The organism is Anabaena lutea FACHB-196, assembly GCF_014698305.1.
Taxonomy (GTDB): Bacteria; Cyanobacteriota; Cyanobacteriia; order Cyanobacteriales; family Nostocaceae; genus Anabaena; species Anabaena lutea.
Window position 1 is genome coordinate 97202 of record NZ_JACJST010000005.1, and the last position, 23438, is coordinate 120639.

23 protein-coding genes are annotated in these 23438 nt (G+C 38.9%); 11 read left to right on the forward strand and 12 right to left on the reverse strand.

Annotation, left to right across the window (positions count from 1 at the left end; genetic code table 11):
- Positions 1–64: 64 nt before the first annotated feature.
- From H6G59_RS07445 to H6G59_RS07455, 3 genes are all read right to left on the reverse strand, one after another.
- Positions 65–409, reverse strand: a complete 345-nt coding sequence (locus H6G59_RS07445; protein WP_190712946.1) for a DUF1815 family protein — start codon at positions 407–409, stop codon at positions 65–67.
- Between the two features lie 803 nt (positions 410–1212).
- Positions 1213–1428 (reverse strand): DUF2839 domain-containing protein, encoded by a 216-nt coding sequence (locus H6G59_RS07450; protein WP_190712948.1) that lies wholly within the window; start codon positions 1426–1428, stop codon positions 1213–1215.
- A gap of 154 nt (positions 1429–1582) precedes the next feature.
- Positions 1583–3130, reverse strand: a complete 1548-nt coding sequence (locus H6G59_RS07455; RefSeq protein ID WP_190713250.1) for an ATP-dependent DNA helicase — start codon at positions 3128–3130, stop codon at positions 1583–1585.
- A 229-nt stretch (positions 3131–3359) separates the two neighbouring features.
- On the opposite strand from H6G59_RS07455, the gene H6G59_RS07460 reads away from it, so the two are divergent.
- Entirely contained in the window at positions 3360–4322 is a 963-nt protein-coding gene (locus tag H6G59_RS07460; protein ID WP_190712949.1) for a M48 family metallopeptidase, read from the forward strand.
- A 79-nt stretch (positions 4323–4401) separates the two neighbouring features.
- Here H6G59_RS07460 and H6G59_RS07465 read toward each other — a convergent pair whose 3' ends face one another.
- The gene (locus tag H6G59_RS07465; RefSeq protein ID WP_190712951.1) at positions 4402–5340 is read right to left on the reverse strand and encodes an AAA family ATPase; all 939 of its coding nucleotides are present in this window, start codon (positions 5338–5340) and stop codon (positions 4402–4404) included.
- A gap of 399 nt (positions 5341–5739) precedes the next feature.
- On the opposite strand from H6G59_RS07465, the gene H6G59_RS07470 reads away from it, so the two are divergent.
- The 5 genes from H6G59_RS07470 (at position 5740) to H6G59_RS07490 (ending at position 11220) form a co-directional block, all read left to right on the forward strand.
- The gene (locus tag H6G59_RS07470; protein WP_190712954.1) at positions 5740–6168 is read left to right on the forward strand and encodes a hypothetical protein; all 429 of its coding nucleotides are present in this window, start codon (positions 5740–5742) and stop codon (positions 6166–6168) included.
- Positions 6169–6287: 119 nt separating this feature from the next.
- Complete coding sequence (locus H6G59_RS07475; protein WP_190712956.1) at positions 6288–6494, forward strand: hypothetical protein; 207 nt, start codon at positions 6288–6290, stop codon at positions 6492–6494.
- Positions 6495–6592: 98 nt separating this feature from the next.
- The gene (locus H6G59_RS07480) at positions 6593–7288 is read left to right on the forward strand and encodes a hypothetical protein (protein WP_190712957.1); all 696 of its coding nucleotides are present in this window, start codon (positions 6593–6595) and stop codon (positions 7286–7288) included.
- 56 nt (positions 7289–7344) lie between these two features.
- On the forward strand, positions 7345–7815 hold the full coding sequence (locus tag H6G59_RS07485; RefSeq protein ID WP_190712959.1) for a hypothetical protein: 471 nt from the start codon (positions 7345–7347) through the stop codon (positions 7813–7815).
- Positions 7816–7818: 3 nt separating this feature from the next.
- Positions 7819–11220: a CHAT domain-containing protein gene (locus H6G59_RS07490; protein WP_242038813.1), complete on the forward strand. Its 3402-nt coding sequence runs from the start codon at positions 7819–7821 to the stop codon at positions 11218–11220.
- A 135-nt stretch (positions 11221–11355) separates the two neighbouring features.
- Here the strand turns inward: H6G59_RS07490 and H6G59_RS07495 are convergent, their stop codons facing one another.
- Positions 11356–11952, reverse strand: coding sequence for a glyoxalase-like domain protein (locus tag H6G59_RS07495; protein ID WP_190712961.1), 597 nt, complete (start codon positions 11950–11952; stop codon positions 11356–11358).
- Positions 11953–12220: 268 nt separating this feature from the next.
- On the opposite strand from H6G59_RS07495, the gene H6G59_RS07500 reads away from it, so the two are divergent.
- Together H6G59_RS07500 and H6G59_RS07505 are read left to right on the forward strand one after the other, a co-directional pair.
- The gene (locus H6G59_RS07500) at positions 12221–12850 is read left to right on the forward strand and encodes a sigma-70 family RNA polymerase sigma factor (protein WP_190712963.1); all 630 of its coding nucleotides are present in this window, start codon (positions 12221–12223) and stop codon (positions 12848–12850) included.
- Positions 12851–13038: 188 nt separating this feature from the next.
- The gene (locus H6G59_RS07505) at positions 13039–14130 is read left to right on the forward strand and encodes a tetratricopeptide repeat protein (RefSeq protein ID WP_190712965.1); all 1092 of its coding nucleotides are present in this window, start codon (positions 13039–13041) and stop codon (positions 14128–14130) included.
- Between the two features lie 193 nt (positions 14131–14323).
- On the opposite strand, the gene H6G59_RS07510 is transcribed toward H6G59_RS07505, so the two are convergent.
- The 3 genes from H6G59_RS07510 to H6G59_RS07520 all read right to left on the reverse strand — a co-directional run bounded on the left by H6G59_RS07510 (position 14324) and on the right by H6G59_RS07520 (position 17602).
- Positions 14324–15067, reverse strand: a complete 744-nt coding sequence (locus tag H6G59_RS07510) for a hypothetical protein (RefSeq protein WP_190712967.1) — start codon at positions 15065–15067, stop codon at positions 14324–14326.
- Between the two features lie 63 nt (positions 15068–15130).
- The gene (locus tag H6G59_RS27710) at positions 15131–15604 is read right to left on the reverse strand and encodes a DUF2267 domain-containing protein (protein ID WP_422602070.1); all 474 of its coding nucleotides are present in this window, start codon (positions 15602–15604) and stop codon (positions 15131–15133) included.
- Positions 15605–16195: 591 nt separating this feature from the next.
- Positions 16196–17602: a sensor histidine kinase gene (locus H6G59_RS07520; RefSeq protein ID WP_190712971.1), complete on the reverse strand. Its 1407-nt coding sequence runs from the start codon at positions 17600–17602 to the stop codon at positions 16196–16198.
- Between the two features lie 155 nt (positions 17603–17757).
- Between H6G59_RS07520 and ppk1 the strand changes: the two genes are divergently transcribed.
- Together ppk1 and H6G59_RS07530 are read left to right on the forward strand one after the other, a co-directional pair.
- Positions 17758–19923, forward strand: a complete 2166-nt coding sequence (gene ppk1, locus H6G59_RS07525) for a polyphosphate kinase 1 (RefSeq protein ID WP_190712973.1) — start codon at positions 17758–17760, stop codon at positions 19921–19923.
- A gap of 201 nt (positions 19924–20124) precedes the next feature.
- The gene (locus H6G59_RS07530) at positions 20125–20541 is read left to right on the forward strand and encodes a response regulator (RefSeq protein WP_190712974.1); all 417 of its coding nucleotides are present in this window, start codon (positions 20125–20127) and stop codon (positions 20539–20541) included.
- A gap of 284 nt (positions 20542–20825) precedes the next feature.
- Here the strand turns inward: H6G59_RS07530 and H6G59_RS07535 are convergent, their stop codons facing one another.
- A complete protein-coding gene (locus H6G59_RS07535) occupies positions 20826–21008 on the reverse strand; it encodes a hypothetical protein (RefSeq protein WP_190712976.1) in 183 nt (60 codons plus the stop codon).
- Between the two features lie 144 nt (positions 21009–21152).
- Here H6G59_RS07535 and H6G59_RS07540 point away from each other — a divergent pair, with 144 nt between their 5' ends.
- Entirely contained in the window at positions 21153–21701 is a 549-nt protein-coding gene (locus tag H6G59_RS07540) for a DUF2854 domain-containing protein (protein ID WP_190712977.1), read from the forward strand.
- Between the two features lie 59 nt (positions 21702–21760).
- Here the strand turns inward: H6G59_RS07540 and H6G59_RS07545 are convergent, their stop codons facing one another.
- Genes H6G59_RS07545 through H6G59_RS07555 form a run of 3 tightly spaced genes read right to left on the reverse strand, consistent with a single transcriptional unit; the run spans position 21761 to position 23412 of the window.
- Positions 21761–21907 carry a hypothetical protein gene (locus tag H6G59_RS07545; protein WP_199331970.1) on the reverse strand — a complete coding sequence of 49 codons (147 nt, stop codon included), beginning with the start codon at positions 21905–21907 and terminating at the stop codon, positions 21761–21763.
- A complete protein-coding gene (locus H6G59_RS07550; protein ID WP_190712979.1) occupies positions 21904–22164 on the reverse strand; it encodes a CRR7 family NDH-1 assembly protein in 261 nt (86 codons plus the stop codon). Before H6G59_RS07550 ends, H6G59_RS07545 begins: the two co-directional genes overlap by 4 nt.
- A gap of 42 nt (positions 22165–22206) precedes the next feature.
- Positions 22207–23412: a histidine kinase gene (locus H6G59_RS07555; RefSeq protein ID WP_190712981.1), complete on the reverse strand. Its 1206-nt coding sequence runs from the start codon at positions 23410–23412 to the stop codon at positions 22207–22209.
- Positions 23413–23438: the final 26 nt, after the last annotated feature.

Consider the following 23438-nt stretch of genomic DNA (forward strand, 5'->3'; position numbering starts at 1 on the left):
AGCTACTATTACCTTTTTCCCAATTACCAACAAGTAGAACCCGTTTGCCATCGATTTTAACAACTTAGCCTTTCGTGACAAGGGTTTTATTCCCTGTAGAAGTTTGCATAGATTGCTTGACAAGATTTGCTAGTTCTTGCAATTGGTTAATTGCCTCTGCACCTTCTAATTTCATTAGCTCGCGGTCATCCCGCATTTCAGTCCAAGTAATTCCGTAATCTGATACTAGAAAGCGAATTAGGTGGCTGTCTCCCAAGCTCACCATAAACGAAGCACTATTCATTTGGTCGCCACAGGTATAGCAGGAAGCTAGATAGCCGCTCCGTTCTAATACTATTGCCAAGGCTTGCAGGTTCATTACCAAGTCTTGGACAAATTGTCTATGTTGATGTGCCAGTCTCAGAAACACTTTTTTCCTCCAGACACCACAGTCATTTGAGTCTCTTTTATATTTTCTTTAGATTTTCCCATTCTTTGATATTGTAAACTATTCATTACAATATCAAAAGAACAGTAAAGTTTGTAATTAGTCACCTTGCTTAGGGTAGTAGATAACGATTAGAGTTGTCGTATCAAACTATTCAATTTGCAAGATTATAATTTCAGCTATAATCTCTAAAATTAACATTGTCTTTAGACATTTCTGTGATTGTCGCCTCTTACTTACAGCAATCCGCCTTCAGCGTAACTCAAATCTGGTGCTAGTCAAATACAGAAAAGCTCCATATTAAAGTTTTATAGGCAGTTTGCAGCACTATTCAAGGTATTCATTTACTCTAGCGCGACTTTTCGGATTTTTGCTTCTATCTATAGTGTAGTGAAATTCTTCTTTACATTACCGAAACAGTGCTGAGTAAAAATATAACACTAGTTGTCCTCAGCACAAAAAGGTTAGGATTGATGGGAGATGGGAAGATGGGGTGACGCGGGGATGGGGTGACGCTCTTACGCGGAGAGTTTGGAATTATAAGTAGTTAAGCAAACTTGATATAGCAACTGCCAACATGGTTCGGATAACAACTGTAGTGCTAACGCACTGCGTAACCCATTGATAAAACCTATACACCAAAAGACTTTTTACACTGTCACCTGTCACCTGCCATATCACATTTCTGGTGAACTCTGTGTAGGCTTTCGCCTAGCATCTCCTAGAGAAGCCTTGTCAAAGAGTAAAAGTAATCAGAATCTCCGCGTATACAAAAACGGAGATTGTTAATCTACTATTTGCCACCAACCAAAAGCAGGGCCGATAAAACGGATAGTTACCCATGCTACAACCATTAAACCAATGCCGAACCAAGCCCCACGAGTAGTTAAACTCACAAATAGTTCAGCTTGAGATTTAGTGATGGGAACCCAGGGTAAGATGGGAGTGTCTTGACCGTATTGTTCACCAAGTGTGGTTTTCCGACGTTTTGCTTCACCCATAATTAGCAATTCAAAATTCAATTTAGGTTCTTAGTATATGTTCCCAGACATTGTGAGATCTGGATCTTGTTGAGAAATTTCATCTCTCGTCTCAAATGGCGACGATTTAACTTGATGATAACTGTTGGGCTGATCTTTTCTTATTCATTATTGCTCAATCAGGATCTTGGTCATTAGTCTGAGAAAACAGACTGGGATCGAGATAGTTCAAACGGGCTAGAGGACTTAGGGAAGCGAGAATTTGAGCGCCGTAGCTGCGGTTAACGACACGACTATCCAGTAAAGCTACGATACCTTGATTTTCGCGGACGGGAGCGATCGCTCTTTGCAATTCATTCAAAGCCGTGGGTAACAAGTACAGACGAAACCAATCTTGGTGCGATCGCTTGTAATGAGCCACCCTACCTGCCACTAAAGGATTTTCCAGAGATGGTAAAGGCAAAGTTGCAATCATTAACAACCTGGGTGCAGGTAAAACAGTTTGATGCTCCCGCCAATATTCCCACCCAGTTACTAAAATACCATTTTCATCCAAACAAGTTTTTTCTACCTGCACCCGCGAGCCAAATTCCGAAGCCAAAATTGCCCCCACTCTCGACTTAAGTGGCACATCTCCCACTAACACCACCGTTAGCCCCGGTGCTGTAGCACTCAAGCACACCAGAGTGCGGACTTTGTGAATAAATGCTGCTTGAAATTCCGGTGTATTGGGTAGAGGCAACTTATAGGGTACATAAAGTTGAATAGCTTCCCCTTGACTATCAGATGAGAACTTCAAGCAAGTTACATCCTCCAACCCCAAACGCTGACGAAATAGAGGAGCCTCTGTTTCCGATTCCAAAGCACTGCCAACTAAAACTACAGGTTGCCGCTGCCAAATAGGAGCAAGAATTTTTCCAAACTCAATCGGGGCATAATGTAAAGAAAATAAACCTTGACGACGGTCAATAGTAGCCCAGAATAGGGGAAGAGAGGAAAGATTTTCATCAAGACTGTGAAATTGCTGCCAGAAATGTTTCCAAGCATCTGGAAGACAAGTTTGATCTAAAGCCAAAAACAGACGTTGCAGAATTTCTGTTTCTGGCTGAGAAATCAGATAACACTCATAGGGATTTTCTGGATGCTGAAATAGTTCATGTGTCAGTTTTACCCTGGCTTCACGAATTACCTCAGTTTCATAGGGACAAGCCAACATCAGTTGCTCCCAATCATGGGGTTGAATATCTTCAGTCAGCTGATGACGCACCCAATCTTCCAAATCGTCAACACCATCAATAATTGTGGGAATATTTGGAGGAAATGGGTTTTGAGTAGCAAACTGACCTTTTAACCAAGCTTCTGGGGAAGTTAACAGCAGCCCTTGAAACTCAGGATTAGGCCAAGCGTCACCGCTTCTAATCGGTTTGTTCGCTGGTAGCCATTGCTGTAACCGGGGAATTTCTACTAACAGCAAGCGTTGCTGCACAGTTTCTGTGGCAACAATGATTACAGGCCCATGCCACATTAAAGCAGAGGCAACAAAACTTGTGCGATATCGTCCTTGATAACCGCAAACTGCCCCTACTTGAATTAAAGCACTACGTCCCAAGCGCAAGGCGCGTGCTACCAACCTGGCCATCGTCAAGTGATGGGGCCAAGAAGGAAACCCCGCCTGCGATCGCAGGAAGTTATGTAGTGACAAATGAACTTCTGCCTCAATCACACGCTTTTCATCCCATAACAAGTGACTTTTTCCGAACTGCCCCATTTCTATTATGTTGTCATTAGTCAGGGGTGATTGGTAATTGGTAATTGGTAATCGGTGATAGGTGATAGGTGATAGGTAATTAAGTTATTCTTAATTTTCTCCGCGTCCCCGTGTCCCCGCGTCCCCGTGTCTCCCCTGTTTCCCGTTCCCTGTCATCTGTCCCTTATTCCCTCTTCCCTAAATTATGCCAACTTACACAGGAATTTCCAGCGAAGCCTTCAGACATCCACTGGATCAGCAAGCAGAGCAAGCCTTACGAAGCTTACCGGGATTTGATTTAATCGCTCGTAAATTTGTAGAATTTATTTATGAACGCCCTCAATTAGTCTATTTAATGGGTAACACCATCCAAGTTGGGCCTCGCCAATATTCCACTATTTACCAGATATTTCGAGAATGTGTGCGGGATTTGGACATTTACCCCGAACCTGCACTATTTATTTCACACAATCCCCAAGCCAATAGCCATGCTTTAGGGCAAGAGAATCCTTACATAGTCGTAAATACAGGCATACTAGACTTACTTAACGAAGCCGAAATTCGGGCAGTGTTAGCCCATGAACTGGGGCATATTAAATGTGGTCATACTATTTTAATTCAAATGGCGATGTGGGCGATGAGTGCCGCTTCCGTCATTGGTGAGTTAACCTTCGGTTTAGGCAATTTCGTTAGTCAAGCCTTGATTTATGCCTTTTTTGAATGGCGACGCAAAGCCGAACTAACCGCAGATCGTGCAGCCTTGTTGGTAACAGATGACCTAAATACAGTCATGTCCTCAATGATGAAGATCTCCGGTGGTAGTAACAAATATGCCAACGAATGTAGTTTACAAGAATTTATCCAGCAGTCTGAAAAATATCAAGCGCTAGATGATGATGGATTGAATCAAGTATATAAATTTCTGATGTATAACGGCGCTCAAGGAACAATGCTGACTCACCCTTTCCCAGTCGAACGCCTGCATTATTTACGGTCTTGGGCAGTATCAGAAGAATATCAGCAAATAAAGCGTGGTAACTATCAGCAAACACCAGCTACGGGAGCCGTTAATGTCAAAGTTGAAAACCCAGAAAATGAATCAGAAAAACTGAGGCAGCAAATTGAAGAATTACAACGAGAAATTGACAGAATGAAAAAGTCTAATTAGCAGGAGATAATTGGTCATGGGTGATTGGTGATAGTGTTTCCAATGACCAATGACCAATGACTAATGACTAATGACTAAATCAACTTTCTGGTTCGCAGTCGGGAACACCTTCTCTGAATACTCGACTAGCCAGAATATCTACTGCTTCGATAGTAATTAAGTCTTGCTTATTTAATTTCTTCCCACTGCTCAGTAAACGATTAGCTTGACGTAAACGCGCTCTGTCTATGGCATTGCGAACACTGCGAGCATTTGCAAAATGGGGCATAGTCTTCCGTTTAATTAAATATTCACGGAAGGCTTTTTCTGCATCTGAACTAAAACAATAGTTTTGTGATTTGACTAGGGATTGGGCAATAGTCATTAAACTATCAACGCCATAATCGTTAAATTCAATGTGTAAACCAATGCGAGAATTCATCCCCGGATTACTGTGAAAAAATCTCTCCATGTGGTCTTTATAACCAGCCAGAATGACCACTAAATCATCTCGCTGATTTTCCATTACCTGCATGAGAATTTCAATTGCTTCTAAACCAAAATCACCTGGATAATCTGGGCGGTATAAAGTATAAGCTTCATCGATTAATAAAACACCACCCATTGCATTGTTTAAAACTTCTCTAGTTTTTGGTGCAGTTTGCCCCATTCCCTGGCCAACTAAATCATCTCGCGTCACTAACATGACGTGTTCTTTGCGGATATATTCTAGGCGATAAAGAATTTCTGCCATCCGCATGGCTACAGTAGTTTTACCCATACCTGGATTGCCTAAAAATGTCATATGTAAACTAGGCGCACCGGCAGTTAAACCCAGACTTTTACGAATCCGGTCAACCAACAACAAAGCTGCCATTTCCTTGATTTTGTTTTTGACAGACTTTAAGCCGACTAACTCCTGGTCTAACTTATCCAGAATGTCTTGGATATGAGATTCTTGAAAAGCTGCCTCTAAATCGATTTCGCTATCTTGGGTAACGGCGGTAAATGCTGATGTTTCCAAAATCTGTCCACTCATGACTTATTACCTCTAGCAATGATTTTGATGATAGCGGCAAGTCGGTAAATATAAAAGAACGTAATTCTAATACGTCTGATATATATTTCTTTATTATCAATTCCTGAGTTTAGTCATAGAGAAAACATTATCTCCTTGACCCCGCCTCCAATATAGAGACAGTCCGAAGGCTGGTTATTAGTCATTAGTCATTGGTAAAATTTGTTCAGTCCCTCATTAGTTTATGCCTATTTACTTAAAATTTGAAACATATAAAAGGAATTCAAGCCGCTAACATACCAGGGCTAGGAGAAATGATATGTATCAATTTTTCTGAAAAATGGTATTACCTAATAAGTAGGAAAATGATAAGGGCTTGACTATGCCCCAGTCTTGAATCTGATTTAGGTTTTTCTCAACATGATGATTAAATTGACGAAACGGTTGTTGGTGTTATTGCTTGTTGTTGCTTGTAATTTCTTATTTCCCGGAATTACTGTAGCATCAGCAAATAATTTTTTTACTTCCCCTCAAGTAATATTCACCTCATTCAGCGAAGATACTAGCGACATTATTGTATTTTCTGTAGATGATTTGACTCCCCAGGAACGCCAAAAACTTCAAGCTGTACGTCAACGAAGAAATAAGGAAATTCTTGCAGTTTTAGATTCTTCACAACGTACACAACTTGCTCATGAATTGCATATTGGTAGTAATCTTAATCAAGCATTAGAAGCACTAAATTTAAACTCCGAACAACAGGAGTTAATCAATTCTGTTATTGAATTTACTAATTTGAAATTGAAGGGTATTTTTTCTCGCCATGCGTTACTTGATAGTCATAAATAAGGTTGGGGATTGGCAATGATAAATTGTGCCAGTTGTGGAGATGCGATTGTATTTCTGCAACTGACAATAACAATAGCAGGATTATTTGTGGAATTAGTGATTTAGTAATATCAATAGTGATGATTAACCAAAAATTAACTGACCGTCAACAAAGATTAGAAAAATTTTTACAACATTTAGAAGCAGCCCGTCAATTACAGGATGACATCATGAAATATGGTCTGGATGCAGCCTATTTGTATTGTGATGATGTTGATGGTGATTGGTTAGAAACTTGGGGAGATGATAATGAACAAATTGTTATAGAGTCAGAAAAAACTATATGAGGAATGAAATATTGCGATTTTATATCTTTTTACTTGAAAAAAGTATTAAATGATAGTAATGTATATAAAACAAATTCGATTTTTTAGGTGTAATTTTTTTGCAGCCACAAGAGATTAAGGAAATACTCAAGTCACTCATTGAGGAAGCATCGACCGTAGATCCAAACTTAGAAAAAAGGTTAAAACAGATCAATCGCTGGGTTAAAGATATCAAGCCTGGTTCTTTGACTGCGAAGAAATTTGTCCTCTTCTTTCTCAGACAGATAGTTAGGGATGCTCGCACTTACTTAAACATCACAAGTCTAGCTACTGAAGACGAGAAACAACAGTATTATCAGCGCATGACCCCAACGGAAAGATATTGGTATAGTTATCTGTTTCCCAAATGGCTGGAAGAAGTTGACCCCAATTTGGAAAAGTGGAAACAAAAATTAATGTCTGGAGAATTTGATCAGAGTGATACTCAAGTTCTGACAGCAGTAGCTAAGGAAATTATCAACTGTGGGGGTGATTTCTGGCAGTCTTATATTGCCGATTTGTCGATGGCAACTGATATAATTGTTAGTAGTAGCCTAGAACAGGCTTTATGTATTCAAATTACCAGCTTATCTGATGTATATTCTCAAGATAAATTTGATAAGTGGGAAAACACACTTAAATATTGGGAAATAGAAAGAGGATTATTCTTAAGTTACAATCCTGGTATAGATGGTTTTGTGAAACAGATAGTTAATATTTCACTATATAACAGCGATAATTTGCAAATAGGTGTTTATTTAAAATTCAATTTATAGCTGTTTATGTGCATTCATGATTTTTATAGTATGGTTCTTCAAGAGAGTTAATAATCATGGTAAAAGAAAGACCAATTAACGGTCAAGAGCAATTTACACAGTTTATGCAACATTTAGAAGAAGGTAGACAGTTGCAGCAAGACTGGATAAATCATGGTCTTGATTCTGTAGATTTATATTTTGAAAATATAGATGGTGATTGGTTAGAAACTTGGGGAGATGATGAAGAAGAACCAAGTCATAGAGAATTATTGACAACTTTTTTAGAAAGTGATGATGTGGTTGCAGTGAAGGTAAGGGAAAAGTTACAGAATAAATCTGTTTCAGAAATTATTGAAGGTTTAGAATATTGTCTGAGTCAATTAACAGAGAATGAAAGAATTTTTGCTGCGAAGAATTTGTTAGTTGGTGGTGTTGCAGTTGCAGGAAGTAATCGCAGTTCTAGGAATGAAGGGATTGATGAAATTGAGTTGTTGGATTTGGCAGAAGATTTGGTGGAGAAATTGACAGAGATTTTGGGTAACTAAGTAATGAGCGAAACCCGGATTAAAGCTTATCTAAACTTGATAAGTCAGCTACTTAACTCTGAATATGGTGAAGAAGCTAAAATTTTAAAGGCTAATGAAAGCCTAATAGATGCAGGTTTAGTAGAAACAATAAAGCAAGTAGCAGCAGGTCTATCAGAACAAGGAGATAAAGATAATGCTATATTTATGCGTAATGTTGCTCTCACAATTTCTGGGGCTATAGGTCAAGTATCATCAGCAGAAAACTATGTTGAACTTATTCTGATGGTGTTACAGGCAATTTCTAGTAGCGGAGCTAATTCAGAGGTTGTCTATCCTGTTTTAGAAAAAAATATAGATAAATTTGATGAAGATTTTTCCAAAATTTTAAAATCCTGGGCTATTAATAGCCTCAAAGAGAAATTAATAGAACCAGAAGTTTTAGCAAATAATATTTTCAATTTGAGTAACCTAATTACTAATTTTTCTTTAATAAATCAAGGAATAAGTATAGAAATTGCTCTCACTGGTTATGAAATAGCACAAATTGTTTTTACACAAGAACTATTTTTTCATGAATGGTTCATAATTCAACAAAATATAGCCGTTAGTTATATTAATCGTCTCCAAGGAGATAAAGCGGAGAATTTGGAATTGGCTATTGCTATTTTGCAAAGTTGTTTACAAGTGACTAATAAAGAAAATCTACCCGAAGAATGGGCGCAAACCCAAAATAATTTAGGAGGTACATATCTCAAGCGTATAAAAGGGAATAAAGTAGAGAATCTGGAATTGGCTATTACTGCCTTAAAATCTGCTTTGGAAGTCCGTACCAAAGAAGCTTTTCCTGAATTTTGGGCTATGAGCAAAAACAATCTGGCAATTGCTTACCGTGAAAGACTTCGAGAAAATAAAGCAGAAAACTTAGAATTAGCTGCAAGTACTTGCCAAGAAGTTTTGGAAGTTGTAACATTGGCAGCTTTTCCTAAGCTATGGGCTGAAACTCAAGAAAATTTAGGCAATGCCTATCGTTATCGTATTAAAGGTGAAAAAGAAGAAAATATAGAATTGGCTATAAAGTGTTATCAACAGGCTTTGAAAGTTTTTACGCAGACAGACTTTCCTAAAGAATGGGCTAATTTACAAAATAATCTGGGACTTGCCTATCTGGAGATTCTCAGAGAAGATAGAGAAGAGAAAATAGAATTAGCAATTGATTCTTTTAATAAAGCTTTGGAAATTTTCAATCAAGAAACTTTTATTGAAGCATGGGCTACAACTCAAAATAACCTGGGTATTGCTTATCTTGATAGAATTTATGGACGTAGAGCCGATAATTTAGAGTTGGCTATAATGGCTTTACAAAAATGTTTAGAATTTCGCACACAAAAATCGTTTCCTTACGAATGGGCTATGGCTCAAATGAATTTAGGAATTTGTTATGGTGAGCTTTCTAAAGGAGATACAGAGAAAAACTTAGAATTAGCTATAACCGCTTTTAAAGCATCTTTAAAAGTTCGTATTCAAGAAGAATTTCCAGAAGACTGGGCATTAACTCACACAAATATTGGACATATATATAATTTACACAGACGTTTTATAGAAGCAATACAACATTTTCAGTTAGCCCTAGTTGTATACAAACAATTAATCTTACCACTAGATTGTCTTAGAACTGGAAGAAACTTAGGTAATACCGCTTACTCTGCTGGAATCTGGCAGACAGCTATAGAAGGTTATTTTGCAGCCATTGAAGCAGTTGAAACTAGCCGCATTTGGGCAAAATCAGAATCACGTCGTCAAGAGATTTTACAAGAATCTATTGATATTTACCAAAACGTAATACAAGCTTGTATCAATTCTGGACAAATAGATAAAGCCTTTGAATATTCTGAACGTTCGCGTTCCAAACGTCTGGTAGACTTAATGGCAAGTAATAATCTCTCTCAAAGTGAGAATATACCACCAAAAGTCCAAGAGTTATTACAGCAGTATGAAGAATTACAACAATTAATTGACGCAGAACGTCAACAGCATAAATCAGAAAATAACCGCAGCGAAACACGGGCAGTTTACCAAGCATATAATGAAAAAATAGAATTTTTAGAAGAAGAAAAAAAGCAGGTTTGGGAACAGATAAGAAGTGAAGATCCTGTATTAGCTGGAGAAATTCAAGTTCATCCTCTTAGTCTGACAGATATCCAAAAGTTAATTGATAATCCAACTACAGCAATTTTAAGTTTCTATACTACGAACACTGACACCCATATTTTTATAGTCAGAAAAGACAGAATAACTCTTCATACTTGCACCGGAGAAGGTTTAGAGACGTTCCAAAATTGGATTGTTCATAATTGGTTATTACCTTATAAAGAATATGTAGAAAAAAAGTCTAAAAAATGGGAAAGTCAAATCGAAACTATTCTGCGTGAACTTTCTCAACGTTTGCAATTATCAGAACTAATTGACCAACATCTTCAAGGAATAGAGGAATTAATTATAGTACCTCACCTCCTACTACATCAAATTCCTTTTGCGGCTTTACCCACAGGAGAATATCAAGAACATTTAGTAGATAAATTCCTCATTCGTTATACTCCCAGTTGTCAAATTTTAGATTTTTGTCACCAACGCCCCAATTTAGAAACATTAGATATCAATTCTCTGCAATATGGAACTGTAGAAGACGCAACAGATGATTTACCTTGCGCTAGATTTGAAGGTGAACAAATCGCCAAAATGTATAATATTCCAGTAGATAAAAGATTAATAGGTAGTAGTCAAGCCACTCCTGAAAATTACCGACAACTAGCTGAACAAGTGCAAATTCTCCACTCTTGTCATCATGCCGAATCTTGTTTATATAATCCTTTAGAATCATATTTAAAATTAGCTGATGGTAATATTACTTTAGGACAATTGATGTCACCTGGTTGGCGTTTACCTAATCTTGTCGATGTGTTTCTGTCTTGCTGCGAAACCAATTTAGGTACAACTCCATTAACTGATGATATTCTTACACTTTCTACAGGCTTTTTATGTGCCGGTGCTAGAAGTGTAGTTAGTTCTTTATGGTCAGTTGATGATTTAGCAACATCGCTATTTTCCATTTTTTACTATCAACAGAGAAAACAAGGTAAAAATAGACCAGAATCTTTAAAACACGCGCAAATTAAACTGCGGGAACTAAGAAAAGCAGATTTAGCAGAAATATCAAATCAAATAGATGAAAAGGAAAAAGAACTAATAGGAAATAGACAACAATATAATCGTAATTCAGTTGAGTATTCAAAATGGGAGGATCAATATAATATTCATGCCAAAATAAATAGACTTATAAAACAAAAAATTCAAACATCTGAGCCAGAATTTCCCTTTGCACATCCTCGCTACTGGGCTGCTTTTGTTTGCCACGGCTTACGATAAAACTCTCTCTTCTTCTCTTCTTTCTTCGCGTCCTTCGCGCCTTCGCGGTTCATTAATAAAAATTTAAGGGTATATCAGGAAAACCCCAACACACCCTTATGATAATTGATTTATGAGGGCGGGGAAACCCCGCCCCTACGCTGCAACCTCAGCCAATTCAATCACACGCCCTTCATAATCTTTCACCAAAAAATTCAAAGGCTTTTGATTGCGAATCTTAAACTTCAAACCCCGTACTTCCACCCGCATTAAAATCAATTCCAGACATTCGCGGTCAAAACAAACGTGACGTTGCTGATTTTTTATCCCCAAACTTGCACCAGTAATAATGTGCAGTTGAGTATTTTTCTTTAATTGATACCACAACCCATCATTGGCATTACTCATCGCTTTATTTGACCAACTGGGACTGGTAGACATATACAGCGGGTCTATCCCTGTCGCACCAATGGTTTGTTCGTAGTTGTAGTAATAGTGCAAAGGTACTTCCGCCGCTGGCAAATCTAGTAACCCTTCATACAACTGTCGGGCAATTTCCAAATCCGACACCATGACAGTATGTACCTTGGGGGCGCTAGTGAGAAACATCCACATAGCCCCAGCATAAGCCGCCAACAGCATAACCATAATGCCTTGGGTAGAGAAAAGGCTATCCAAGGGCAAAGACGGTAAAAACGAGCCTAGAGTAAAATGACTAACCAGGAACGGTATCAAACTAGCTGCTATAACCATGAACAAACGAATATTATATGAGGGAGCCGCTTTTAGTATTGTCGATTAAGACTAACATTAAGTTCTTGTTTTTAGTTTATCTCATAGTCTGAGACAGGGAACAGGGAGATGGGGAGACGCGGAGATGGGGAGACACGGAGACGCGGAGAAAATTAAGAATAACTTAATTACGTCTTCTCCAATGACCAATGACCAATGACCAGTTACCAATGACCAATGACCAATGACCATTAACCTGTATATTTTAACCACTACTATTTAAAGGCTTGTGCAAATTCCTCACTTTCCCGAAGCTAATCACCCCCTGGTTAAGTCGCTGTTTCATCACAGTGACCAGGAACTACTGAGCCTATTTCAGCGCTATCCAGATTGTGGCAAGTTTTTTACGGTGATTTTTTGCCGCTATAGCCCTATAGTCTACACCTTGATTCAACATTCAGCGCGATCGCCTGTGCAAGCCGATTATCTGTTTGCTCTCACCTGGCGACATATCTATTATGAACTCGGTGGACTCGATTTAACTAACCCGGAAACAGGAAAACAAGATTTAACCCTGCAAAACTGGTTAATCAACATCACTGCTTTCTGCATTAATGAAATTAAATTACCACCAACTGAAGCAATTCATTATTCTCTCCAGGCTACTTCACCGCCATTATGGTGTTATGTAGAACAAGCATTAAATCAACTACAACCAGTGTTACGCTTAATAGTGCTGATGGCGCAAACCTTTCACTGGAGTGAAACTAGAATTGCGGCTTATCTACAAGCTGAAGGAGAAAATATTTCTCCGGGAGAAGTAGCCAATTTTCTCCAAGAAGGTTATCGTATGCTAGAAGACAAATTACCTGCTGATATTCGCGCTATTTACTTAGGCGAAAACTTAACTCAGTCCTAACGTAGCTAGTACCACTTCGTCAGAATTAAAAATTAAACATTAAAAATTTAAAAAGCAAATTCTATCAGCTTTTTAGCAATTTTTAATCCTTACTTGACTGATGCTGTTATGTACTAGATTCTTCGGTTAAGCACTAAAACTTTTTCTTAAACCTTCTACTTAAATCCAAAATTTCACGGGTAAGTGTTATGAAACATGGGAATTTTTTATCAGGTCATACCATTCTAAACTTAAATTCTCATCCAGCCAGACAGCAAGTCAATAAATTAAAATATGGCAGTTTTTATATTTTACTATTTGCTTGTTTGCTCAGTCCTACAGTAGCTAGTGCTATTGATATTACCAAACAAATCCACCGTCCTTTAAATAATCCTGCGGAACGACTATTAAGAGAAGAAGCAGATAGATTGGTACGTCTAGGTAGGCAACAATATGCTTCAGGATATGCAGATAAAACAATTCAATCAGGATTGCAAGCACTAGAGATTTATCACTCAATTCGTGACATAACCGCCCAAGGTATAACTTACGATTTACTAGCTAGTGCTTATATCAAATTAGGTAATATCAAAGAAGCAGAAGATGTTTTACGTCGCCGGATAGGAATAGCTCGTGATAATAAAGATTTTCAAAATCAGATTTTTGCTTTAAATAATCTGGGAACTGTGTTATTACAAAAAGGTGAACCAAAAGCAGCAGGAGAAACTATTAATGATGCATTGGTAATTGCTCGCAATCTGGAAAACATTGAAGGACAAGGACTTTCTTTAAGTAATCTAAGTTTAGTAACTGCGAGATTAGGTGATTATAACCAAGCCGTAAAATTAGCTGAAACTGCGTTAGGTTTTCGCCGACAAACAGGTGATGTTATTGGTGAAGTCAATACTCTAAATAATTTAGGTGAAGCTTATCTGATGGTAGGAGACTATCAAAACACCATAGGTAATTATGGAGCAGCAATGCGATTAGCTAAAATCAATTTTGATCGTCCTAACCAATTACGAGCAATTGATGGTTTAGTTACGGCTCATGCTGCGGTTGGTCGCTATGAACGGGCGTTAGAATTGTTAGAACAACGTTTAACAATTGCCAAATTTTTAAATAGTCCTACAGAAGAATTTAAATATTTTATTTCTTCTGGTGAACTTTATGAAAAAATAGGGAATTATGGCAAAGCACGTAATTTTTATCAACAGGCGCTTTCACTAGCGAGAAAATTAGAAGATGTAAAACAAGAAGCGAAGTTGCTATATAAGATTAATGAATTACCAAAACGTTAGTCTTCTTGATGATTAGTAATTGGTCAGTAACTAATCACAACTATAGCAAAGTGGTGATACCAATTTTATGTGAAGTAGCATAGAATCATCAAATCCATGAATTCATCTGTCTTTATGTGCAGGTAATAATTCTTGATTGAAATCCTATTCTATGCAACTTCATCTTCAGAAAAGTATTACAACTGATAAAAAACTAATTTAAAAAAACTGAGCCATTTGCTTGAATTATCATTGCACTTTTATCCTGGTTGACATCAGTTGTTTCTTTAAATGTCACTTCCAAGGTTCCTTTTTCCCTAGCAGCTTTAGGAGTTACCATGAGTAATCCTCTGTCTTCCCGCTGAAATGTCACCGTTACTGGTGTGGTTAAATCTGTTAAATTCGTGCTTGACTTCCCTGCTAATATGCGTGGAGCTGTATCACCAATTACTTGATAAGTTACATCTGCTCCGGTATCATTAATCAACATGATATTTGCTTTGCCATCTGCCAGCGCCATTCTCGTACTGGGTTCTTGTCTTTGTTCTGGTGCTGGTGGTTGTAACCCACTGTCAGGGGAACGGGTTTCTACTGCTTGTTGTTGAGGGATTGTAGCGCTGACTGGCTGAGAATTTCGTTGAGAAAGATTATAAGGACTTTCATTAAAAATACCAGGATTGGGATTAAGTACTGAGGATGATTCACCACCAACACTTAAGCCGCTTTGATTTGGGGTAATTAGTCCTTGTCTCATGAATTGCTGAGTTAAAGCATTGGGAGGACATCCTGCGGGAACTAATACGCGATTGTTATGTGGTTCTTCGTAGAAAATTCTAGGACATGGATTAACTTTAGCAGTGGTTGCTTGTGCCATAACTAGTTGGGGAATGGCTGGTAAACTCATCAGTAATCCACCACAAACCGTCCCAATTAATTGAGTACACTTGTTAATATTCATTATTATTTCTCTCCTCTGAAAATATGGGTAACAGGTAACAGGTAATTCTCCTCTGGCCTTTTCTTACGCTTGTTCCCAGAGTTGGCGAATTTTATCAGGTAGCCAAGTAGAAACTTCTTGAATTCGTTCTGGTGATAATTCGTCTTTCGTAGCTGAAAATACGGCTTTAACTACTTCTTCTCTGTCTACAGTTGATGGCATTCCTCCTTCATTTTCAACTCTAAACAAAAAACGATCGCTATCAATCTTAAAAATGCCTGGTCCTTGCCAAGGTGGACGGACTCGACTCAAAAAGGCGACAATTGGGTTCGTATCATGCCATAAATCTGCGATTTCTAATTGCAGGGATTTATCTGTAGTTATTTCCGCTGGTTCATGCAGTTCTGCTTCCACTCTGTCCGCTGCTTCTGTTGTCATTAAATCCCGCATCACCCGGAAGACGACTTCAGTTACATCTCTGGCATCAAAAATATCTGGTAAGCCACTTTTTACCATGACTTTTTCTAAAAAAGGCAAATCTTTATCAGCAATAGCTATTGATGGTTGTTCCTCTGAGACTTGCGGAGGATTAGCTTCCAGTTTGTTTAATAACTGCTGTCCTTTTTCCGTCATTTCTGCTTTTTTAAAGGTAATCAAATGAGGTAAAGGTCCATCTGGTGCGCCGAGAGTATTGGCAATTCGCAAGTCAAATTCCTGGGGATGAATAAAATCAGGAACGTCTTCTTGAGTTGCATAAGCATTACCTGTAAACTCAGCATTGATATAATGCTTTTGATTTAAGTAATCTAAATGTCCTAAAAAGTCGGCTATTGTTATTTGATGTCCGGTAAAATCAGCTTGATTAAAGTGAACTTCATGCATTCCTTGCCCAGTTTCGTTAATTTTCTTGAGTAAGGTGTAGGTAATATTGTTTCTGATAGTAATTGGCATGAGTCGCTTTCCTCCAATTCAAATTTCACATCATCTAAAATGCAGACAATTTCCAGGCTAGGAACAATGAATATCGACAAATTCCTGCCGAGGGTAATTTACATTAGATGTGAAATTTTTGAGTTTTAACTACTTGTATATTAATCTCTTAGTATATTTGTCTTCATCTATCACAAGAAACAAATGTTGCATCAATAGTTAGTTCTCAAGAGAGATTGGTAAGGTGACAATGAAGGTAGTACCTTTACCAAGGATACTATCAACTTGAATTTGACCTTGATGATGTTCGACAATAGCTTGTGCGATCGCTAAACCCAAGCCAGAACCCGTAGTAGTGGCTGTAGCTGTCTTAGCAATCTGATGAGTACGCGCAGGATCAACCCGATAAAAACGGTCAAACAAGTGTGGTAAGGACTCTGGGGGAATACCCACTCCTGTATCACTGACTTTAATTTGTAAATAGGAATTGGTGTAACGTAATGCGATGGAATCGAGCCGTGTTAACTCCACTGTCACCTTTCCATTTACTGGAGTATATTGCAAAGCATTACCAATCAAATTTGTAAATAACCGCACTAGTTGATCCCAATTTCCGATCAGAGTAAAGCTGTTTTCCAATAATTCTGGGTCGAGTTCTAAGGGAGGATCAACTAAGTTGAGAGTGAGGGAAATTTCTTTTTCTGTAGCTAAAAGTTTTTGTTCTTCTACTACTTCCATTAATAAAGCATCTAGGGGACAGGGTGAAAAAACCTCTTTACTAATACCACTATCCTGTCGTGCGAGAAAGAGTAAATCATTAACTAATTTACCTAAACGTTGGGTTAGGCGTTCTACTAGTTTTAATTGTTGTCGATAATCCTCTGCTAATTCTAAATCAGCAAGAGCAACTTGCACATTAGTTTGAATTAAAGCAATGGGACTTCTCAATTCATGGGAAGCATCAGCAGTAAATTGTTTCAAACGTTGGTAAGATTCTCCCACAGGTTCCATTGCTTTACCCGAAAGAAACCACCCAGTAGCTGCTACGGAAATCACCATTAACCCAGTACCCAAAGCTAAATCAAATATCAACTGACGACTAGGTTTAGTGACTTCAAACCAGGGATGACTCACGCGCAGATATCCCAATACCTGTCTTCCCCTTTGCACCCGTTGTGTGACTTGTCTTAATAAAAGCGCTGAGTCTTGGATGCTGGCTGCTGAGTGAGGATTACTATCACCCCATCGTCCCATTCCCACTACGCGCACAGTTTCCCCATTGGGATGATTATGAATAGGAATATTTAAAGGTTCAGAGAGAGTTGACCAAAGTAATTCTCCCGTAGGACTAAACCATTCTAGGTCAATGTGATCATCTTCTGTGGTGTCAGCATTGTTGCGAAAACTAGCTTCTACATTGACTCGGAGTTGATCTATTTGCAGGTTAACGGGTTCAATGACGAGCGATCGCTCGACAACTTCCACTACATGATTTAAGGTATCATCAATCCTTTCCACTAAAGTACTGCGTACATATACATAAACTCCAGTAGCAAATAGTAGAAGCAATACAGCAGTTACTACAGTATACCAAAGGGCAAGGCGGCGACGAGTAGCTTGAAACATTTTTACAACTCCGAGAAAACCCAATAGACATTTGACAAAATCTGGATTTTCTTTCAGATGAAGTCTCACTGTTAAAGTTTACTTAACTAAGACTTACTATATTAGTAGAGTCCCCTGATGTTGAATGGGCGACATCTACTAGCCCTTAGGTAATCATGCCAAAATCTAAGAAGAGCAACCCCAGCCTTAATCTAAGTGATCCACAATACTATATAAATCGTGAGTTAAGTTGGTTAGAGTTTAATAGTCGGGTGTTGCATGAAGCTTGTGATCCGCGTACACCCCTCTTAGAACGCCTGAAATTTTTAGCAATCTTCAGTTCTAATTTAGATGAATTCTTCATGGTGCGGATTGCGGCTTTAAAGCAACAGGTAGAAGCAAAAGTCAATTTATTAACCCCTGATGGTCGCACACCGCAACAACAGCTAGATGATATTCGCCTCAAACTTAGTCCCCAAGTCACAAAACAGAACGAACAGTTTGAGCAAGTACTGCAACCTTTACTAGCAAATCAGGGGATTTACATCCTAGATTATATAGAACTGAATCAAAAACAGCGGAATTATCTAGATAGCTATTTTGAAGAACAAATTTTTCCGGTTCTGACTCCTCTGGCTGTTGATCCTAGTCATCCTTTTCCCTACATTTCCAATCTCAGCTTAAATCTGGCAGTAGTCCTGAAAAACCCAGATACAGAAGAAGAATTTTTTGCACGAGTCAAAGTCCCCAAAGTCTTACCGCGATTTTTGCCTTTACCTCCAGATTTGGGAATTCGCCAAGACGGACAAACTGTTTATTGGACAGGTGTACCGTTAGAACAAGCGATCGCACATAATTTAGAATCTCTATTTCCAGGGATGAATATTCAAGAATATCACCCCTTCCGCATTACTCGTGATGCTGACCTAGAACTAGAAGAAGATGAAGCAGAAGACCTGTTATTGGCCATTGAACAGGAACTCCGCAAACGTCGTATGGGTGGAACTCCGGTACGGTTAGAAATTAAATCTCAAACTCCACAATCTGTGCGTTGCAGGTTATTACAAGATTTAGAATTAACCGAAAACGATATTTACGAAGTAGATGGTCTTTTGGGATTGCGAGACTTAATGTATTTTATGGCCTTGCCGGTTCCAGAACTCAAAGACACACCACGGCAGTCTGTAGTGCCTGCACGCTTGCAACGCCTCAGAGAACCAAGCGTAGATCCAAATGTATTGGAACTGGAAGAAGGAAAAGACTTTTTTTCCATCATTCGGGAAAAAGATTTGCTGGTACATCATCCCTATCAATCTTTTTCCGGCACAGTGGAACGCTTTATTACTAGTGCTGCCCATGATCCCAATGTGTTAGCCATCAAAATGACTCTTTACCGCACTTCTGGCGACTCACCCATCGTCAACGCCTTAATTGCTGCTGCTGAAAATGGTAAACAAGTTTCTGTGTTGGTGGAATTAAAAGCGCGGTTTGATGAAGAAAATAATATTTACTGGGCAAGGCGTTTAGAAAGAGTTGGTGTCCATGTTGTCTACGGATTAGTGGGGCTGAAAACCCATAGTAAAATTGTCCTCGTAGTGCGACGCGAAAAAGACCGGATACGGCGTTATGTGCATATTGGTACGGGTAACTATAACCCGAAAACGGCTCGACTGTATACAGATTTGGGATTGTTTAGTTGTCGGGAAGAATTGGGTGCTGATTTAACAGATGTGTTTAACTTTTTGACAGGATATTCTCGCCAAAAGTCTTATCGAGAAATATTAGTAGCACCTGTGAATATGCGCGATCGCTTTCTCGAACTAATTAACCGAGAAATCGAAAATGTCAAAAATGGCTTTTCTGGTCGCATTGTCGCTAAAATGAATGCCCTCGTCGATCCGCAAACCATCGCTACTTTATATGCAGCTTCCCGCGCCGGAGTCCAAATTGATTTAATTATCCGTGGTATTTGTTGTTTGCGTCCAGGACTCAAAGACATCAGCGAAAATATTCGCGTTATTAGCATCATTGGGCGATTTTTAGAACACTCCCGCATTTTTTACTTCCATAATAATGGTCAAGAAGAAATATATATTGGTAGTGCTGATTGGATGCGCCGCAATTTAGACAGACGAGTAGAAGTCATTACCCCAATTAAAGACCCAGATATTGCTAAGGATTTGCAAGAAGTTTTGGGAATTATGTTGGCAGATAATCGTCAAGCTTGGGATTTACAATCGAATGATAGTTATATCCAAAGACGTGCTTTTGATGATTGTCCCGAAACTAATTCACAACAAACTCTTATGTCTATGGTCTTACGTTCTGTCGGCATGATTTAAAATCTAATTGCCTCGGAAAAAAATTGCATATACCTTAAAAAGGTACTAAATTAAGTGCTTTAGGAAAACTTTATTTTTCTGAGCAATTCTTTGATGATTTTTTATATAAAAACCCCATGTATTCAACCATAAGATAGAGTGATGTCGGCACTGATTCCCATAAACTATAGAGATTACCGTACATAATTTTTATAGCAGGGAATGTTAATGTTGTCTCGTCCGTCTCCTAATTTGCGTGTTTTAGTCGTTGACGATCATGAACTGACCCGCATAAGCTTAAAGTTAGCCCTTGCTTGCCAAGAGAATATTCAAGTAGTAGGTTTAGCAAGTAATGGTCAAGAAGCTATTGAAATGTTTGAGTGTTGCCACCCTGACGTGATTGTTCTAGACTTACATATGCCAGTCATGGATGGTTGGAGCGCGTCTCATTATATTAAATCTATTTCTCCAAAAACTCAAATCCTAGCTTACTCTTCCATAGAAGAAGCCCATTTACAATGTACAAAGGCAATGTCTAGCTTTGATGACGTTTGTAAAAAAGAAGCTTCTACAACCGAACTCATTGCTTTGGTCAGACAGCTAGGCCAACGTGCTGGTAATAGTTCGCTTTCGGGATGAACTGTGCAAACATAGCAGGTGACAGGTGATATCATGTCCAGTTGTTCGCGTAGCGTCTCGTCAGAGATATACTTGTCATTTAGACTGACGCGGAGACACGGAGACACGGGGACGCGGAGAATTTTTTTTGATAAGTGATGAGGCGGACATGATATGACAGTATGAAAATCAGGCAATTCTAGTTAATAAATAATTTATTTAACGCTAAATAGCGTCGGTTTAACCGTAAATTTACGGATTGCCGACGCAAAGATTAAAATGATTAATTTTAGCCTCAATTCAGCTTAATTCATTTCTGTGTCTGGAATACTGCGTCTAAATTCATCGATTAAATCATCTAATTCTTCCAAAGCTTGATTTACGTCAACTCTCAAAGTCCCTAGATTCGGTTGTTCTAGTAGACTCAGCAGGTACTCACGCTTACTTTGAACTAATGCAACTCGTTCTTTTATCGTCTGAAGATCCATTGTTTTTTTCCAATCTTTAACTATCTTCAAATTTAAAGTTAACGCAAAATGGGCTGAATTCTTATCTAATGCCTTCAGTAACTTATTACTGATAACGGATGATGATAAAACTAATATATGTAGGAATTATAATAATCTCAGATTATGTTAGGCAATCTTTCTTTAGGATCACTCGGTTTAACCGTGGGTGGCATACTTATCATCACAGGCTTTATCGCTTATGGTGTGGATAATGCCACACTCAATCTGATCGGCTTTTTCTATGGCTTTCCTCTATTTCTAGGAGGTTTAGCGCTTAAAGCTAATGAAATGAAGCCAATACCCTTCTCTCAAACTACCACGCCTTCAGTATTGGAACTACGGAAGCAACAAGCAACAGTGACTCAAAACAAAATCCGCAAAGATATTACGCGATATTGCTACGGTCAAGAAGCTCACCTAGATACAGCACTTGCTTACTTAGGTCTGAGTCCTAGCGATGAGGAAAGACCAGTAGTCACAGGTTTACGAGAAACGGAAATTAATGGGTCTTATTGTATTATTTTAGAATTTGATTCGCCTCTGATCCCAGTAGATATTTGGCATCAAAAACAGGAAAAAATGACCAAATATTTTGCTCCTAACGTCGAGGTAAAAATTACACAGCCGGCTGAAGATAAAATTGAACTAGCTTTAATTACTACTCAATCCTAATTGCCTAAGTCCTGAGTTATCTCCCCATCTCCGTATCCCCGCTTCCCTCTTTAAGAGCGTCACCGCGTCTCCCCATCTCCCCATCTCCCCATCTCCCCATCTCCGTATCCCCGTGTCTCCGCGTCACCGCGTCTCTGTGTCCCCGCGTCCCCGTGTCTCCGCGTTCCCATGTCCCCGCGTCCTCTTCTGACTCCTGCTGTATTCACTTTTCCAAACGTACTGCATACCACTGAAAATATTTTCCAGGGCCAATATCTAACTCACAACTAGTGTCAATTAAATATTGTGCTTGCTCTGATAGCAACTTAAATTTTTGGACATCGGGAGGTAAGTCCTCAAATTTAAGTTGTTGCAAAATATTTTCTAACTTTTCTAATAACTCGGAAGTGGTCAAAAATTGTTCTGGTTGGTTAGTTTCCAGAACCACAAAGTGATCTTGTTGATACATCAATGGATTTGGCATTTATTAATTTACTCATTTAAGTTGGTTACTAATGAATAATAACTAAGATGGATAAACTGGTAAAGTAAAATGGAACCATGCTCCACCATTAGGGGCTGAGTCTACCCAAATTTGACCATAGTGCGCCCGGATAATGCGTTGGCATAAAGAAAGACCAAGTCCATACCCATCTGTTCCTTGATCACGTTGTAGTCGGAAATGATTTTCAAAGATGCGATCGCGGTTTTCTTGGGGAATACCAGGGCCAGTATCGCCAATACTAAACTGTACTTTTTGGGTAGTGCGGTGTAGCCCAGCAAAGCTAATACAGCCCCCAGCAGGAGTATATTTAATGGCATTATCCAAAAGATTTACTAGAACTTGACGGATGCGTTCTGGATCTGCATACACACAGGGTAAGTCTTGGGGGATATCGGTTTCTATTCTTTGCGATTTGGCGATGTAGCGATCGCGCAATTCCTCCAAGACATCTAAACTAAGTTTTCCCAGTTCCAGTTTTTGCGGTGTGATCGGAAATTCTGTATCATCGCCACGACCAACTTCTAAAAGATCCGCGATCATCCGATCAATAATCTTTGTTTGACTACGGGCTTGTTTTAATAAATAAGCCGTCATGGCTGGTTTTAGACGCAGAAAATCACCTTTTTCGGGATTGTAGTTGGATTGGAGAGTTTCTATAGCGATCGCCACAGCTGTCAAAGGATTACGGAGATCATGTGCCAAAATTGCAATCACTCGATCTTTAAACTGTAGCTGTTCTTCCAGTTTCTCTTTTTCCTGTTTCAGGTGAAAAATTTCGTCTGAAAGTTTGATCAGTTCAGCAGAAACGGCGACAGAACGGATTGTAGATTTAGGTGATATCCCCCGGACATTCTCATCTATACGTTCTTGTAAGTCTTCTTGTAACTTTAAGAATGCGTCTATAGTAGTTTGCCAGCGAGGCCACCAGGTTTTCAATTGAGCTATGATATTACTTCCAGCAAGGGTTTGCTGGGGTTCGGGATGGATTTTGATTAAAGCGGGCGTGGCTACCAATTTAAAATGTTCCGCCAAATATGGTTGCTGCCCGACATCAATGATTTGAAGTTCAAAACTATACTCAGCTTCTAATTCTTTTAAGTAGGCGCGGATTCGCTGCACCTGTTGTCGGGATTGTGGTCGTCCATCAACAAACAGTAACAGTTGGAGTGGAGCCTCAGAATAGATAGGCTGATCCTGGGAAACTTGCATGTAATCGTGTTTCAGCACTGGTAACAACCTGGCGACGCTTTACA

Bases quoted from the DNA above. Each gene is read 5' to 3' on its own strand.
- H6G59_RS07530 (WP_190712974.1), top strand. From the start codon at position 20,125: ATGTTAATGTTGTCTCGTCCGTCTCCTAATTTGCGTGTTTTAGTCGTT.
- H6G59_RS07450 (WP_190712948.1), bottom strand. From the start codon at position 1,428: ATGGGTGAAGCAAAACGTCGGAAAACCACACTTGGTGAACAATACGGT.
- H6G59_RS07485 (WP_190712959.1), top strand. From the start codon at position 7,345: ATGGTAAAAGAAAGACCAATTAACGGTCAAGAGCAATTTACACAGTTT.
- H6G59_RS07470 (WP_190712954.1), top strand. From the start codon at position 5,740: ATGATGATTAAATTGACGAAACGGTTGTTGGTGTTATTGCTTGTTGTT.
- H6G59_RS07460 (WP_190712949.1), top strand. From the start codon at position 3,360: ATGCCAACTTACACAGGAATTTCCAGCGAAGCCTTCAGACATCCACTG.
- H6G59_RS07540 (WP_190712977.1), top strand. From the start codon at position 21,153: ATGTTAGGCAATCTTTCTTTAGGATCACTCGGTTTAACCGTGGGTGGC.
- H6G59_RS07510 (WP_190712967.1), bottom strand. From the start codon at position 15,067: ATGAATATTAACAAGTGTACTCAATTAATTGGGACGGTTTGTGGTGGA.
- H6G59_RS07535 (WP_190712976.1), bottom strand. From the start codon at position 21,008: ATGGATCTTCAGACGATAAAAGAACGAGTTGCATTAGTTCAAAGTAAG.
- H6G59_RS07495 (WP_190712961.1), bottom strand. From the start codon at position 11,952: ATGGTTATAGCAGCTAGTTTGATACCGTTCCTGGTTAGTCATTTTACT.
- ppk1 (WP_190712973.1), top strand. From the start codon at position 17,758: ATGCCAAAATCTAAGAAGAGCAACCCCAGCCTTAATCTAAGTGATCCA.
- H6G59_RS07490 (WP_242038813.1), top strand. From the start codon at position 7,819: ATGAGCGAAACCCGGATTAAAGCTTATCTAAACTTGATAAGTCAGCTA.
- H6G59_RS07505 (WP_190712965.1), top strand. From the start codon at position 13,039: ATGAAACATGGGAATTTTTTATCAGGTCATACCATTCTAAACTTAAAT.
- H6G59_RS07550 (WP_190712979.1), bottom strand. From the start codon at position 22,164: ATGCCAAATCCATTGATGTATCAACAAGATCACTTTGTGGTTCTGGAA.
- H6G59_RS07465 (WP_190712951.1), bottom strand. From the start codon at position 5,340: ATGAGTGGACAGATTTTGGAAACATCAGCATTTACCGCCGTTACCCAA.
- H6G59_RS07475 (WP_190712956.1), top strand. From the start codon at position 6,288: ATGATTAACCAAAAATTAACTGACCGTCAACAAAGATTAGAAAAATTT.
- H6G59_RS07520 (WP_190712971.1), bottom strand. From the start codon at position 17,602: ATGTTTCAAGCTACTCGTCGCCGCCTTGCCCTTTGGTATACTGTAGTA.